The sequence below is a fragment of the Pseudomonas sp. GW704-F2 genome, from assembly GCF_059423025.1.
This window is the reverse complement of record NZ_JBWKXO010000034.1, coordinates 1-15,433: the sequence shown is the minus strand read 5'-3', so window position 1 is coordinate 15,433 and position 15,433 is coordinate 1. Positions and strand designations below refer to the sequence as shown.

Annotated in this window: 15 protein-coding genes and 1 pseudogene; 15 read left to right on the top strand and 1 reads right to left on the bottom strand. The window is 47.3% G+C overall.

Features of this window, described 5'->3' with window-relative positions; all coding sequences use genetic code 11:
* Positions 1-332 precede the first annotated feature (332 nt).
* The 15 genes from rfbB (at position 333) to AC07W0_RS23540 (ending at position 15,067) form a co-directional block, all read left to right on the top strand.
* Positions 333-1,403 (top strand): dTDP-glucose 4,6-dehydratase, encoded by a 1,071-nt coding sequence (rfbB, locus tag AC07W0_RS23610; RefSeq protein WP_102618378.1) that lies wholly within the window; start codon positions 333-335, stop codon positions 1,401-1,403.
* A 1-nt stretch (position 1,404) separates the two neighbouring features.
* The gene (gene rfbD / locus AC07W0_RS23605; RefSeq protein WP_102618377.1) at positions 1,405-2,298 is read left to right on the top strand and encodes a dTDP-4-dehydrorhamnose reductase; all 894 of its coding nucleotides are present in this window, start codon (positions 1,405-1,407) and stop codon (positions 2,296-2,298) included.
* Positions 2,295-3,188, top strand: coding sequence for a glucose-1-phosphate thymidylyltransferase RfbA (gene rfbA, locus AC07W0_RS23600; protein ID WP_102618376.1), 894 nt, complete (start codon positions 2,295-2,297; stop codon positions 3,186-3,188). Before rfbD ends, rfbA begins: the two co-directional genes overlap by 4 nt.
* Entirely contained in the window at positions 3,185-3,751 is a 567-nt protein-coding gene (gene rfbC, locus AC07W0_RS23595) for a dTDP-4-dehydrorhamnose 3,5-epimerase (RefSeq protein ID WP_102618375.1), read from the top strand. The genes rfbA and rfbC overlap by 4 nt, the downstream gene beginning before the upstream one ends.
* A complete protein-coding gene (locus AC07W0_RS23590) occupies positions 3,748-4,152 on the top strand; it encodes a sugar 3,4-ketoisomerase (protein WP_102618374.1) in 405 nt (134 codons plus the stop codon). Before rfbC ends, AC07W0_RS23590 begins: the two co-directional genes overlap by 4 nt.
* Complete coding sequence (locus AC07W0_RS23585; protein ID WP_102618373.1) at positions 4,145-4,609, top strand: acyltransferase; 465 nt, start codon at positions 4,145-4,147, stop codon at positions 4,607-4,609. Before AC07W0_RS23590 ends, AC07W0_RS23585 begins: the two co-directional genes overlap by 8 nt.
* The gene (locus tag AC07W0_RS23580) at positions 4,606-5,736 is read left to right on the top strand and encodes a DegT/DnrJ/EryC1/StrS family aminotransferase (RefSeq protein ID WP_102618372.1); all 1,131 of its coding nucleotides are present in this window, start codon (positions 4,606-4,608) and stop codon (positions 5,734-5,736) included. The genes AC07W0_RS23585 and AC07W0_RS23580 overlap by 4 nt, the downstream gene beginning before the upstream one ends.
* Complete coding sequence (locus tag AC07W0_RS23575) at positions 5,733-7,022, top strand: O-antigen translocase (RefSeq protein WP_102618371.1); 1,290 nt, start codon at positions 5,733-5,735, stop codon at positions 7,020-7,022. Before AC07W0_RS23580 ends, AC07W0_RS23575 begins: the two co-directional genes overlap by 4 nt.
* Entirely contained in the window at positions 7,019-8,077 is a 1,059-nt protein-coding gene (locus tag AC07W0_RS23570; RefSeq protein ID WP_102618370.1) for a glycosyltransferase family protein, read from the top strand. Before AC07W0_RS23575 ends, AC07W0_RS23570 begins: the two co-directional genes overlap by 4 nt.
* Positions 8,078-8,098: 21 nt before the next feature.
* Positions 8,099-9,004 (top strand): glycosyltransferase family 2 protein, encoded by a 906-nt coding sequence (locus tag AC07W0_RS23565; RefSeq protein WP_102618369.1) that lies wholly within the window; start codon positions 8,099-8,101, stop codon positions 9,002-9,004.
* Complete coding sequence (locus AC07W0_RS23560) at positions 9,004-10,065, top strand: EpsG family protein (protein WP_102618368.1); 1,062 nt, start codon at positions 9,004-9,006, stop codon at positions 10,063-10,065. The genes AC07W0_RS23565 and AC07W0_RS23560 overlap by 1 nt, the downstream gene beginning before the upstream one ends.
* Positions 10,066-10,084: 19 nt before the next feature.
* Entirely contained in the window at positions 10,085-10,996 is a 912-nt protein-coding gene (locus AC07W0_RS23555; RefSeq protein ID WP_309474176.1) for a glycosyltransferase, read from the top strand.
* Entirely contained in the window at positions 10,993-11,958 is a 966-nt protein-coding gene (locus tag AC07W0_RS23550) for a UDP-glucose 4-epimerase family protein (protein WP_102618366.1), read from the top strand. Before AC07W0_RS23555 ends, AC07W0_RS23550 begins: the two co-directional genes overlap by 4 nt.
* A complete protein-coding gene (locus tag AC07W0_RS23545) occupies positions 11,955-12,980 on the top strand; it encodes an MraY family glycosyltransferase (protein ID WP_102618365.1) in 1,026 nt (341 codons plus the stop codon). Before AC07W0_RS23550 ends, AC07W0_RS23545 begins: the two co-directional genes overlap by 4 nt.
* A gap of 92 nt (positions 12,981-13,072) precedes the next feature.
* Positions 13,073-15,067 (top strand): polysaccharide biosynthesis protein, encoded by a 1,995-nt coding sequence (locus AC07W0_RS23540; RefSeq protein WP_102618364.1) that lies wholly within the window; start codon positions 13,073-13,075, stop codon positions 15,065-15,067.
* 118 nt (positions 15,068-15,185) lie between these two features.
* Here the strand turns inward: AC07W0_RS23540 and AC07W0_RS23535 are convergent.
* Positions 15,186-15,356, bottom strand: a pseudogene (locus tag AC07W0_RS23535) (transposase domain-containing protein); the annotation flags it as partial.
* Between the last annotated feature and the right edge of the window lie 77 nt (positions 15,357-15,433).

The following is a 15,433-nucleotide window of genomic DNA, read 5'->3' as shown; positions in this document are numbered from 1 at the left end:
CCGTCGATCGGCATAAGCAGCGTGAGTAGGTGATATAGGCCAACGGCTCTGAAAGGCGCGGTCTACGAATTAATCATTAATTGAGAGCAAAAAAGCCTTTTTTATGCGCGTGCATTTTTTGAGCCTCAGGCAAAGGCGTAAAAAATGGTGTGTACTTCAGACCTTCCAAAGGGGGACCGCGTTAACGACCAAGCGAGGCCAGATGAGGCTGATCGCGAAAAGCCATCATGATAAGGTGCTTCCCCCTAGTTCATAATTTTTCCAGAGTCAAATGCGAAAGCTTTAATGACGAATGAGCGCTTCTAGCGCTGTTTGAGTTTAAGGAGAGTGTTTTGAAAATATTAGTGACCGGTGGCGCTGGTTTCATTGGTTCGGCAGTTGTCCGCCATATCATCGCCAATACCAAGGATTTGGTGGTCAATCTCGATAAACTGACCTATGCTGGCAACCTAGAGTCACTGGGAGAAATCGCCACGAGTAGCCGATATAGCTTTGAGCGCGTTGATATTTGCGATGCCGACCAACTCAAGCGAGTGTTTGAAAAGCATCAGCCGGATGCAGTCATGCACCTTGCTGCAGAATCCCATGTGGACCGCTCGATCAGTGGCCCATCGGATTTTATTCAGACTAATATCGTCGGTACCTACACTCTCCTTGAAGCGGTACGTCATTACTGGATGGGTCTGAATCCTGACGCCAAACAGCGCTTTCGTTTCCATCATATCTCCACTGATGAGGTATATGGTGACCTTGATGGTCCGGAAGACCTGTTTACCGAGCAGACGCCTTACCAGCCCAGCTCTCCTTATTCGGCCAGCAAAGCAGGTTCCGACCACTTGGTTCGGGCGTGGACTCGAACCTATGGTTTACCGGCAATCATAACGAACTGCTCGAATAACTACGGTCCGTGCCACTTCCCTGAAAAGCTGATACCCCTGGTCATCTTGAATGCACTCGAAGGCAAGCCCCTGCCTATTTATGGCAAGGGTGATCAGGTTCGTGACTGGTTGTACGTGGAAGACCATGCCCGCGCTCTTTATAAAGTGGTGACTGAGGGCGAAATCGGCGAGGCCTACAATATTGGCGGTCACAACGAGAAGAAGAATCTCGAAGTGGTACACACCGTGTGCGCCCTGTTGGATGAGCTTTGCCCTGAGTCGTCTCATCGTCCGCACGCGCAGCTGATTACTTACGTTCAGGATCGTCCAGGACACGACCGGCGCTATGCGATCGACGCAAGCAAAATTCAGCGTGAGCTGGGCTGGAAGCCCGAGGAGACATTCGATTCGGGTATTCGCAAAACGGTTGAGTGGTATCTGCAGAATCAAGCTTGGGTAGAGAACGTGAAAAGCGGTAACTACCAGCAATGGATCGAAAAAAACTATACCGAGCGTAAAGCCTGACATGAAAGTTTTGCTGCTAGGTAAAAATGGCCAGGTGGGTTGGGAGCTTCAACGTTCCCTTGCGACGTTGGGCACTGTCGTCGCGCTTGATCGCAACGTGAGCAATGGTCTGTACGGCGACCTTGCCAGTGACCAGTCCTTGCGCGCCACCATCCAGCAAATAGCTCCGGACATAATCGTCAATGCAGCCGCTTATACTGCTGTGGACAAGGCTGAGTCCGATAAAGATCTTGCGTTGCAAATCAATGCGACGGCGGTGGCGGCAATCGCTGAAGAGGCGAACAAGCTCGGGTGCTGGTTTGTGCATTTTTCCACGGATTATGTATTTGACGGCGAAGGCGACACGCCATGGCAGGAGAACGACGCGGTCTCTCCAGTCAATTATTACGGCACTACGAAACTGATGGGCGAGCAAGCCATTGCAGCGTCAGGCTGCAAGTACCTGATTTTTCGTACAAGCTGGGTTTACGGTGTAAAAGGCAATAATTTTGCCAAGACGATGCTGCGCCTTGCTGCGGATTGCGAAGAACTTAACGTCATTGCGGACCAGATTGGCGCGCCTACTGGCGCGGATCTTATCGCCGATGTATGCGCAGTTGCTGTCAGGAAGGCACTGATAGATCCATCTGTAGCTGGGGTTTATCATTTGGCGGCCGGAGGGTTTACCTCTTGGCACGAGTACGCCCAGGTGGTCATCGATTACGGCAAATCTATGGCACTGCCGATGCAGGTAAAGGTTGTAAACCCTATTCCAACATCGCGGTTCCCAACGCCTGCCCGTCGACCATTGAATTCACGGCTCAATACCGAGAAACTGCGTCAGACTTTTTCCATCCACCTGCCTGAATGGCGCGGTGGTGTGACTCGGATGTTAAAGGAAGTTTTAGAGAAATGACGGTTATTAAACGCAAAGGCATTATCCTGGCAGGCGGTTCCGGTACGCGCCTGCACCCCTTGACGTTGGGCGTGTCCAAACAGATGTTGCCCATCTTTGACAAGCCGATGATTTTTTACCCGCTGTCCGTTCTGATGCTAGCTGGCATGCGTGAAATCCTGATTATTTCTACTCCAGAAGACCTGCCGTGCTTCAAAAAATTGCTGGGCGACGGTAGCCAATACGGTATCGAACTCACCTATGCAGAACAGCCGAGCCCGGACGGATTGGCACAAGCTTTCATCATCGGCGAAGAGTTTATTGGTAATAATCCTTGCTGTCTGATTCTGGGCGACAACATTTTCTATGGCCAGCATTTCTCCGATAATCTGCGCTCTGCGATGTCTCAAAGTTCCGGCGCGACAGTGTTTGGTTATCATGTTTCGGACCCTGAGCGTTTTGGGGTGGTTGAATTTGACCACAGCGGCCGCGCGCTCAGCATCGAGGAAAAGCCAGCACTGCCTAAGTCAAACTATGCAGTTACAGGTTTGTATTTCTACGATAACCGTGTTGTTGAAATTGCAAAGAACATCAAGCCTTCACCGCGTGGTGAGCTCGAGATTACAGATGTAAACAAGGCTTACCTGGACGACAAATCATTAACGGTGGAAATGTTAGGTCGAGGCTTCGCCTGGCTTGACACAGGTACTCACGAGTCGTTGCTTGAAGCGAGCCACTTCGTTCATACCATCGAACACCGTCAGGGGCTTAAAGTAGCTTGCCTTGAAGAAATCGCCTTCAGCAGCGGTTGGATCTCGCCAGAGCAACTTAGTGAACAAGCTGAGAAACTCAAAAAAACAGGGTACGGGCAGTACCTGCAGAAGCTACTTAAAGAGGCTTGTGATAAATGAAATTGATCCAAACCTCGATTCCGGACGTCGTGATAATTGAACCTGGTGTTCACACTGATGAACGCGGCTGGTTCATGGAAAGTTTCAATCAAGCGAAATTTGATGCGGCTCTGAAGGATCTCGGCCTGTCTGCCCCGAATGTGTTCGTACAAGATAATCACTCTTATTCCGCTAAAGGGGTTTTACGTGGACTTCATTTTCAACGTGCGCCACATGCACAAGGAAAATTGGTCCGGGTTGTAAGGGGAGCGGTTTTTGATGTTGCAGTTGATATCCGCCCCGGTTCACCTACCTATCTGCAATGGGTTGGCGTTGAATTAAATACAGTTAACAATCTAATGCTGTGGATTCCTGAAGGCTTTGCTCACGGATTCGTTGCGTTAGAAGATGATACGCACTTCCTTTATAAGACCACTGATTACTACGATAAAAAGTCTGAGGGGGCGCTTCATTGGAATGATCCGCTACTTTCTATCGAATGGCCAGGAGCCGAAGATTACATTGTCAGTGCTAAAGACGATGAAGCCCTCGGTGTCGAAAGCTTATCGGTAGCTGTAGAATGAGTTTGATAAATTTTTTAGATATCAAGAAATTGGGTGATGATCGTGGCCACCTTATTGTGCTTGAGAATAACAAAAATATCCCATTCGCTATAAGGCGTGTCTATTATTTGGCCGATACGCAAATCGGCGTGCCTCGTGGGTTTCACGCTCATAAGGAACTCACTCAAGTCGCGGTCTGTGTGTCAGGACGTTGCCTGATGAAAATGGACGACGGTGTAAATAAAGAAGAAGTTTGGTTGGACGCAGCTGACAAGGCTATCGTCATTGATAAAATGATTTGGCACGAAATGCATGAGTTCAGCGCAGATTGTGTGTTGTTAGTGTTAGCCAATGATTATTACGACGAACAGGATTATATTCGGAATTACGACGCATTTTTGGAGCTGACAAAACATGCCTAAAATTCATCCGCTCGCCGATGTGAAAAGCACAAGCATCGGAAAAGACACTCGGGTGTGGCAGTTTGCAGTGATTTTTGACGGTGCGGTCATTGGTGAAAACTGCAACGTTTGTGCGCATACGCTGATAGAAAACGGTGTATCGGTAGGCAACAATGTAACGATAAAGTCGGGCGTATTTCTCTGGGAAGGAACGGTAGTTGCTGATGGCGTGTTCATCGGACCCAACGCCACATTTACGAATGACGCTTTGCCCCGTTCCAAAGTTTACCCGGAGATTTTTTCAGGGATTACTATCAAGCGAGGTGCCAGCATCGGTGCCAACGCGACGATCTTGCCAGGAGTGACTATTGGCGAGTACGCGATGGTAGGTGCGGGCGCTGTAGTCGTTTCCGATATTCCTGATCATGCAGTCGTTGTTGGTAATCCAGCTAAAGTTATTAGGTACTTAGCCAAATGATAAATTTTCTCGATTTGAAGTCAATCAATCACATGTGCCGCCAGGAACTGATTGACGCGTGTACCCGAGTCATCGATTCCGGTTGGTATATAGGCGGAAGCGAACTGCAGCAGTTTGAACAGAGCTATGCTGAGTATTGCGGAACGAAGCATTGTATTGGCGTTGCAAACGGGCTTGACGCTCTGGTACTGGTCATCCGGGCATGGAAAGAGCTGGGCTATTTGAGCGAAGGGGATGAGATTCTTGTTCCTTCAAATACCTATATCGCGAGTATTCTCGCTATATCAGAGAATGGACTTGTACCTGTTCTAGTAGAGCCGGACCCTGCGACGTTCAATATGTGCCCCCTTAAGGCAGAAGACGCTATTACTAGCAGAACCAAAGCGATTCTGCCCGTGCATTTATATGGTCGTCTTGCGGATATGCCGGCCATCATGGAGCTCGCTGAGCGATCTGGCCTACTCGTGCTGGAAGATTCTGCTCAATCCCACGGGGCCAGCATGGATGGAAGGAAAGCCGGTAACTGGGGCCATGCCTCCGGTTTCAGCTTCTATCCTGGAAAAAATCTTGGTGCGCTTGGTGATGCGGGTGCAATTACTACAAATGATGAAGTGCTAGCGTCGACGCTTAGGGCTTTACGTAATTACGGTTCTCACGAAAAGTACAAAAATCTGTACCGTGGAATGAATAGCCGATTGGACGAGATTCAAGCCGCTTGTTTGTCTGTAAAACTAAAATATCTGGACGAGCAAACGACTCACCGCCGTCGGATTGCTGACCTGTACACCAGAACCATCAGTAACCTCGCAATTGTTTTGCCTGAGTCCGACGCTTTCGAGACTTTGCAGAATACAAGTCACGTGTGGCATGTATACACTGTGCTCTGCGAGCAAAGAGAAGCGCTTCAAAAACACTTTTTGGAAAGTGGAATTCAAACGTTAATTCACTACCCGATTCCTCCACATCACCAGCAGGCCTATGCTGAATTAGCTGGCTGCTCTTTCCCGGTCTCAGAGAAAATACATAATCAGATCTTGAGCTTGCCGATTGGTCCAACCTTGTCGCTGAGCGATGCTGAAGCCGTCGTGCGCGCATGCAATAGTTTTGTGGTTAAAGAAAGCAAATGAACCTTGTGAAGACCAGCTTTTTTAACGGAATAGCTGTTGTCGTTAAAATGTTGACCCTCTTGGGAATCAATAAGATTTTGGCACTGTATGTTGGGCCGTCAGGTTATGCTGCTCTGGGGCAACTACAGAACGCCCTTACGATGATAATAACGCTCTCCAGTGGTGCTGTTAATACCGGTGTTACCAAGTACACAGCTGAGTATGCTGATGATCCGAGCAAGCAGCAGGCGGTTTGGAAGACCTCGACAGCTTTGGCTGTTGTAGGTTCTTTTGCTGTAGGCATTGCGGTTGCAGTGTTTAGCCATAGATTATCATTGTATTTTTTTAAAAAAGAAGAATACGCCAGTGTATTTTTGTGGGTTGCGTTATCCCTGGTATTTTTTACATTCAATGCTTTGTTGATGGCCATCATCAATGGAAAAAAAGATGTAAAAACATTAGTGATCGCTAACATTGCTGGCAGTTTCTTATCTTTGATAGTGACTGGCTTACTCACTTGGTTCTTAGGGCTTTATGGAGCTTTGGTTTCTCTCGGCATATACCAGGCGCTGGCTTTCGTTACGACTGTTTTTTTATGCAGGCATGCCGAGTGGTTTCGAGTCGAGTTTTTTTTTGGACGGTTCGATAAAGGTATCGCTGTTGATTTGAGTAAGTATGCTGTAATGGCGTTGACCACTGCTGTGTGTCTTCCGATCGCTCAAATATTGATTCGAGATCATTTAACAAATGAATTTGGAATCGAGTACGCTGGTTATTGGGAGGCGATGTGGCGGCTAAGCAGTGCATACCTCTTGCTGGTGACGACCACGCTAGGGGTTTATTATCTACCCCGTCTTTCTGAACTTGTTGGCTATAATGCCATTCTGAAAGAAGTGATTGATGGTTATAAAATTGTGCTTCCTGCTGCCATAGTAGGCTGTGTGGCAGTGTATTTTTTACGCGATTTTGTTATCTATACTCTGTTTAGTAATCAATTTTTGCCGATGAGGGATCTCTTCGCGTTCCAGCTCATTGGTGATGTGATGAAAGTTGGGAGCTGGATACTTGCTTACGTCATGCTGGGTAAAGCTATGTATAAGTTATATATAGTCACAGAGGTGTTGTTTTCCATGTCATGGTACTTTTTGGTTTTGCTGTTCACACGATGGCATGGTTTTGATGGAGTGGTTGAAGCCTATGCATTCAATTATTTCCTCTATTGGATTGTTATGGCTGTATGTGTGATGTACGCACTGAATACCCATTCTAAGGGTCAGACGGACCCATCGATGAAGAGCGGCCAATGAAAATTTTAATCCCGATGCTCGCGTTTTCCAGCGCCGGCGGGATGAGGGTATTGTCGAGACTGTCTACCGAGTTGATAGAGAGCGGTCACGAAGTCGAGTTTTTAGGGCCGCACTTCATTAATAAGCCTTACTATCCGACGCTCGCTAATGTCAGAGTATTTTCGAATGTTTTTCATCGCATACCGGTGGTGCGAGGAATTTTTAACCTTATAGGAATGTTCCTGTTTATTTTAAAGCATCGTAAAGAATATGATGTTTTTTTGGCAAGCTATAATTTAACTGCATTTCCGGTCGCGTTGGGCGCTCTGGGGACAGGTAAAGGTTTTTATTATATTCAGGCTTATGAACCTAGTTTTTATGATAAGAAAAGTTTTATAGGTTTCTTTGGCTATCTCATGGCGTCGGCTTCATATTTCTTACCGCTCCGACGAATTGTTAATGGCAAGATCTACCAAAGTTATAAGTTGTTAAAGGCGAAATGTGTTGTTGAACCGGGGATTGATTTGGAAATATTCAAGTTTTCGCCCAGGCCGTTTCCTTCCGAAGAAATAGTTCTAGGCTGCATAGGTCGGGAGCTGGCTTGGAAGGGCACCTATGAGGTTGTGCAGGCAGTAAAGTTTGTTAGAGCAACGACAGGTAAGAACTTAATCTTAAAAGTGGCTTTCGAACTTCCAAAAACGATAGCCTTGAAAGGCTATGACTTTATCGAGATGAGTGCGCCTCATGGAGATGAAAATTTGGCGAAATTTTATAGAGGCGTTGACTTGTTTATCGCCATTGGGCTTCTCCAGGATAATGCGTTTCACTATCCTTGTTTAGAGTCTCTGGCGTCGGGTTGTATAGTCGTTTCAAATTATGGGCCGGCCAGTGAAATTAATTCATTATATGTTCAACAGGTAACGATTGAGAGGATAGTTTCTCAGATATTGCGTTATCTTCAATTGGACCAGCAAGCTTTAGCCACTATGCGGGCTCATGCGGAGCATGACGTAAAAGCATATGAATGGTCGGCGATAGCAAGAAAAATGCTTGGTTCATTTGCTTCTCTACGTTAACAATATTTTAAGAATATTTATATGAATTCTTCCGTTGCCGCAGTAGTAGTGCTTTTTAAACCTGATCTGGTCGTACTTGATAGGTTGCTGCTCAGTATCCATGAGCAGATTCAGCTTGTGTATATTATTGATAATACGCCAGCATCAAGTATTGATGATTACGCGGGTAGATTTGATGACGGGAAATTATTTTATAAATCCCTTCAGGATAATTACGGTATAGCCCGTGCACATAATGTTGGTGCTCAACTTGCCGAAAAAGCGGGCTATTCACACGTTTTGCTGCTCGACCAAGACAGTGAGTTGTTACCGGGTACCGTTAACACATTGTTGGCCGAGGAGAAGAAACTACTCGATATGGGTGTTAAAGTTGGTGCAATAGGACCTGTATTTGTCGATGAAAAAACAGGTGATGCAGCCCCAATACTTAGGTCGTCATTTTTTGGCACTAAGAAAATTGATATCGATTTAGACTCTACACTTCCGGTGCTTAGTAATTACATTATTGCTTCCGGGTCTTTGATTCGGGTTAGTGTTTTTAGCGTCGTAGGGTTGATGCAGGAAAGTTTGTTTATTGATTGGGTCGATATAGAGTGGGGGGAGAGGGCCTCCATAGCTGGTTATGGGTCGTACTTGACTCCACTTGTTACAATGCGCCACAGCATTGGTGATGAGTTTGTAACCCTTCTAGGAAAAAGAATTACGCTGCACAGTGATTTTAGAAACTATTTTATTGTGCGTAATGCTGCTTATCTTGCAGTGTGGAGTAACACGCGTATTCAGACTCGTTTTGAGTTTGCGCGGAAGGTTCCTTATTATATTGTGTGCTATACGCTGTGTTCCAAGAGGAAGTTGTATTCCGCGAAATTGTTGTGCCAGGCTTTTTATGATGGCATAGTGAGAAATATGTTCAAAGGTAGGTTTTGATGTTGTACCTGTTAATTTTTTTGACTGCGTTATCGTGCGGTTTTTTTTCGTTGGTGCGCGACCAGAAAAACATAACAGCGATTTCACGCGTTTTATTTGCTGTTTTGTTTTTATACTTAGTTCTTTTTGCAGGCCTGCGCGCATCTGACGTGGCGCCTGATTATTTGAATCATATTGACTGGCTCTATCGAGTCGGAACGTCGCCTGAATCAATATTTGAAGAATTTAAAGATCCAGGGTTTTTACTGACGTTCAGTTTTATACATTGGCTGGGTCTGCCAGATTATGTGTTTTTTTCTCTTGTTGCATTGATTTCGGTATACGCCAAATCAGTTTTTTCAAATATTGTTTTGCGTGGTTATTTTTCTTATCTGCTTTTCTTTATGATTTTTTCTCGATTCTATATCGTTCAAGATATGGTTCAGGTTCGTGTCGGAGTTGCGATAGCACTCGCCTCCTGTGGCATGATGTTTTTTTACACGGGACAGAAAACAAAGGGCCTGATTTTTTATTTTTTAGCGCTTGGTTTTCATCTTTCGGTCATCGTGTTCCTTCCTTGTTTCGCCCTCGTCATACTTGGGTTTAGATACGTTGGACGAGTGGGGATTGCTGTTCTCTTGGGCTCGGCTTTTGCGTTGAGTACTTTGATTTCAGGATTTGCTGATCGTTTGAGTGGGTTTAGTCGTCTGGCGCCTTATATTAACGGCGAATATCATACAAGCGCACTGTCATTGTTCTCTTTCTATTTTCTTTCGCGCATCACGCTGGTTGTGACGGTGTTGATTGTACTTTATCAACGACTCACCGAATCTGAGCGTTTTGTTTTAAGTCTGTCGGCCGTCGGTTTGGCCCTGCAGGTTTCTCTCTCGTGGAACGATTCTTTTTCATTGAGATCTGCCGAGATTTTTGGTTTTTTTGATATGTCTTGCTTTGTTATGTTGATTCGATTATTTGACTATCGAAGCAGATTTCTCTATTGGCTAATGCTCATTGGGATAGCCACCGTTTTCTACGCTTCATCTTTGAAGGTGGTCGAAGATTATCATTCGGTCTTTTCTTGATTTTTATTCGGATATATTTGTGAAACCTAAGTTCCTTGTTCTTCTCGCTGCTTTTAATGGCATGAAATGGATCTCCGATCAGGTCCATTCAATACTCAATCAGCAGGGCGTTTCGGTGACATTGCTCATCAGCGTCGACAGCTCAAATGACGAGACTGAAGAGTGGGTCAGTGCGTTGTCTGAGCGCAATCCGAATGTCGTGGTCCTTGAGCACGGGAGGAAGTTCGGGGGCGCGGCACCTAATTTTTTTCGGCTAATCAACGATGCCCCGCTCAAGGAGTTTGATTACTTTTCCTTCGCTGATCAAGATGATATCTGGCTACCCAACAAGTTGATTGAGGCTGTTGGAGTGATGCATTCAGCCGTTGCTCAGGGCTATTCAAGTAACGTCACGGCATTTTGGCCTGATGGCAAAGAAACACTTATCGTTAAGTCTCAGCCCCAGGTGGAGTTCGATCATCTTTTCGAGGCTGCAGGCCCAGGGTGTACTTACGTGTTCTCAAAAGAGCTATTTCACGATTTACAGAAGCATATTGCTAATCGTTTTTCGGATATTCAAAACGTTACCCTTCACGATTGGTACTGCTATGCCTTCAGTCGTACTCATGGGTATAAGTGGATCATAGATGTTCACTCATATATGCGTTATCGACAACATGGTAACAATCAGGTCGGAGTAAATAGCGGTTTAAAAGCACTTAAAAGTCGACTGTTTCAGGTTTTCAACGGCTGGTGGCTAAGTCAGGCAGCTTTGATTTCTAGGTTAACGGGCGTTGAAAATACTCCTTTCGTTCAACGTTGGATAAGTTTGCGCCGAGTCGCTCTGATTCGCTTAGCCTTCTCCGGTTATAAGTGCCGTAGACGTGTTCGCGATAAAATCGTATTTACAGTATTGTGCGTCGTATTGGCAATTTTGAGACAGAAGAAATGACCAGAATATTGGTTACCGGTGGCAGTGGGTTTGTGGGAAAGCGCTTGATTGAAAAACTCATGAGCTTTACTGATGGTCACGTGCGCGCGATCGTTCGACGAGTACCCGCACAGCCCGCCAAAAATGTCGTTTATCATCATGTTCCCGATTTTTCCATTATTGATGCGGACCTCGATGCGCTGAAAGGCGCTGAGGTCGTGATCCATCTCGCGTCACGTGTCCACGTCATGAATGATACAGAAGTTGATCCTCTGGCCGCTTTTCGTCTGGTCAATGTCGGGTACACGCTGAAATTGGCGCGCAGCGCCGCAATGGCAGGTGCTAAGCGGTTCATCTTCGTAAGTTCGGTGAAAGTCAATGGAGAGGGCACCGTGCCTGGGCATCCATACCGGGAAACTGATGTGCCTGCACCCGTTGATCCATATGGCGTTTCTAAAATGGAAGCCGAAGCAGGCTTGCGTCTGATCGCTGCCGAGACAGACCTGGAAGTTGTCATTATTCGCCCAGTGCTCGTTTATGGTCCGGGCGTGACCGCCAATTTCGAAAGCATGATGAAGTGGTTGCAAAGGGGAATACCGTTGCCATTCGGCGCGATACGTAATCAGCGCAGTCTGGTTGCTTTGGATAATCTGGTGGACTTCATAATCACGTGCGTGAGTCACCCTGCGGCTTGCGATCAGACATTCTTGGTGAGTGATGGCGAGGATGTTTCCACTACGCAACTATTACAAAAACTGGCAAATGTGCTGAACAGTCCTGCACGCCTGTTGTCTGTTCCTGAGTGGGTACTGAAAGCTGGCGCTAAGCTATTGGGGAAGACTGCACTTTCTCAACGGCTATGTGATTCGTTGCAAGTCGATATTACCAAAGCTCGCCGCTTGTTGGAATGGAGCCCGGTGATCACTGTGGATCAGGGGTTACGCAAGACGGCAGATCATTTTCTCAACGAGCGAACTAAATGAAGTATTGGTATATTTTTCCGATAGTTGCGTTGTTATCTTTGGTTTTGACGGCAGTGTTGCGACGCTACGCGTTGCATCGTAGCATTATGGACATCCCGAACGAACGGAGTTCCCATTCAATTCCTACTCCGCGTGGCGGTGGAGTTGCAATTGTCGTGACGTTCTTGATTTCGTTGGTTTTGCTCGGATGCCTGCAATTACAACCCTATGCTTGGCTAACTGGGTTACTCGGCGCCGGTAGCTTAGTAGCGGTGATCGGTTTTATGGACGATCATGGGCATATCGCGGCACGTTGGCGGTTGTTAGGTCATTTTGTATCGGCGCTATGGGCACTGTTTTGGCTCAATGGATTACCTGCTCTCAGTATCTTTGGCATCGCTATAGATTTGGGTTGGATAGGCCATGCGCTGGCAGCGTTTTATCTTGTATGGATGCTCAATCTTTATAATTTCATGGATGGTATCGACGGGCTAGCCAGTGTTGAGGCAATCAGCGCATGTTTAGGGATGTGCGCCATTTACTTTCTTTTCGGCGCTGAAAATTTGATTTGGGCACCCGCAATACTCGCCATGGCGGTAGCCGGATTTCTTTTTTGGAATTTTCCTCCGGCTAAAATATTCATGGGCGACGCAGGTAGCGGTTTCCTGGGGATTACGTTGGGTGTTCTGTCGCTGCAAGCGGCATGGTCTAAGCCGGGCTTTATCTGGGCTTGGCTGATTATGCTCGGCGTATTTATTTGCGATGCGACCTTTACGTTGATTCGCAGATTGCTTCGAGGGGATAAGGTATATGAGGCCCACCGAAGTCACGGTTACCAGTTCGCATCGCGTAAGTTTACGGGACATTTACCCGTTACTGTCGCTGTGCTTTGTATAAATATATTTTGGTTATTGCCAATTGCTTTTTTAGTCACTAAATTCCCAATGGTGGGTTTTTTTGGATTGGTTTTTGCTTACATTCCGCTTATTTTTCTCACGGTTAAATTTAACGCGGGTGCAGTTGAAAATTCTAACTTAAAATAAATTAACAGTTTTTGTCTTCACAGTGTGCCGAGGGCATACGATGCACGTCTCTGGACCTTCAGGGGCAGATAGTAAAGAACGGCGGGGATTTTATGGATAAAGTTAGATTGTTTCTATTGGCGCTTTCGCGCCGACAAAAGCGTTTCATCCAGGTCGGGACCGACGTCGTGTTGGTCTGGCTCTCCTTGTGGGTGGCCTTTCTCGTTCGCCTTGGTATCGACGAAATGATAAATCCTGTCAGCAGACATTTCTGGCTATTCGTCGCCGCCCCACTGGTGGCCGTCCCTCTGTTCATTCGCTTCGGGATGTACCGTGCAGTGATGCGTTATTTTGGTAACGACGCATTAATAGCAATCATCAAGGCAGTCAGCTTGTCAGCTCTTATTCTTGGTGTGGTTGTATATTGGTATAGCAATCATCAAAACGTGGTACCGCGCTCGATCATCTTCAACTATTGGTGGCTTAGTCTGATCATGATTGGCGGGCTGCGTCTGGCGATGCGCCAGTATTTCTTGGGGGACTGGTTTACAGCTGTTCAACACGTACCATTCACTAGCAGGGATAACGGGTTACCCAGGGTTGCCATCTATGGTGCGGGGGCTGCTGGTAATCAGCTTGTCGCTGCGCTGCGCATGGGGCGAATAATGCGTCCAGTGGCATTTATTGACGATGACAATGAAATCTCTGAGCGCGTTATTTCCGGGTTGCAGGTATACAAGCCCAAGCGAATTCAGCAGATGATCGAGGAAACGGGGGCGCAAGAAATTCTACTGGCCATTCCCTCTTCGAACCGAGGTCGCCGCCGCGAAATCCTTGGCTTCCTTGAGGGTTTCCCTCTTCATGTACGAAGCGTTCCCGGATTCATGGACTTGGCCAGTGGCCGGGTCAAGGTAGATGATATTCAGGAAGTCGACATCGCCGACTTGTTGGGGCGGGATGCGGTACCTGTGCAGGATGAGCTGCTGGAGCATTGTATCAAGGGGCAAAGTGTCCTGGTAACAGGGGCGGGCGGTTCCATTGGCTCAGAGCTCTGCCGGCAGATTCTCGCCCTGCAGCCGACCACGTTGTTATTATTTGAGCACAGTGAATTCAACCTCTACAGCATTCTTTCAGAGCTTGAGCAACGTATTACCCGAGAGTCGCTACTGGTGAAGTTGTTGCCGATCCTCGGCTCTGTACGTAATGAGTCCAAACTGCTGGATGTGATGAAAACCTGGCACGTTGACACGGTCTATCATGCAGCGGCTTACAAACATGTGCCAATGGTTGAACACAATATCGCAGAGGGCGTATTGAACAATGTTCTCGGTACGCTGAATACTGCGCAGGCAGCGCTCCAGGCCGGGGTGTCGAATTTTGTACTGATTTCTACAGACAAAGCCGTTCGCCCGACCAACGTGATGGGCAGCACCAAACGTCTGGCTGAGCTGACTCTGCAAGCCTTAAGCCTTGAGCTGGCACCAGTATTATTTGGTGATAGATCTAACATCTCGCGGGTTAACAAAACGCGTTTTACCATGGTGCGTTTCGGTAATGTGCTGGGTTCTTCCGGCTCGGTGATCCCGCTCTTTCACAAACAGATCAAGTCTGGAGGACCGTTAACTGTTACTCATCCGAAAATCACCCGCTACTTCATGACTATCCCCGAAGCGGCTCAACTGGTTATCCAGGCAGGCTCGATGGGGCTGGGTGGAGATGTTTTTGTTCTGGACATGGGCGAACCGGTTAAAATCGTCGAGCTGGCTGAAAAGATGATTCACTTATCGGGCCTGAGCGTTCGTTCCGAAAAAAATCCGCATGGTGATATTGCCATCGAGTTCTCCGGTCTACGTCCGGGTGAAAAGCTTTACGAAGAGTTGCTGATTGGTGACAACGTTTTAGCCACTCGGCACCCGATGATCATGAGCGCTAATGAAGATCACCTTTCTTGGGATGTTCTCAAGGTCAAGCTGAGCGAGTTGCTCGCTGCCGTGGATCAAGACGATTATATCCGCGTTCGTCAACTGCTCCGCGACACCGTCAGCGGCTATTGCCCGGACGGCGAAATCGTTGACTGGATCTACCAACAGCGCCGCTTCGAGCCGTAATTTAACACCCTGTAACTCAAGCTTTTTTGTACGCGCTCCATAAACCCCACCGACGTCAAGATGGGTGGCACGCTTAGCTAGGCGACACCGGCGAGCAGTTCCACGGCAACAGCGCTTCTTAATCTTCAACCGAGGTCGCCAGTGGCAACCGTTCTAGTGCGTGGCGCAGCCACGCATAGGGCTCTTGGTCGTTGGCTTTGGCAGTCTCGACCAGGCTGTAAAGTTGAGTACTTGCCCTAGCGCCTTTGGGCGTATCGCTGAACAACCAGTTCTTTCTTCCGATAACGAAGTAAGCGATCCATCACCTACACATTCAAAGCCGCCCATTGAAGCCTGATGCTGTGCTCCCGATCTCTTTACGGAGCC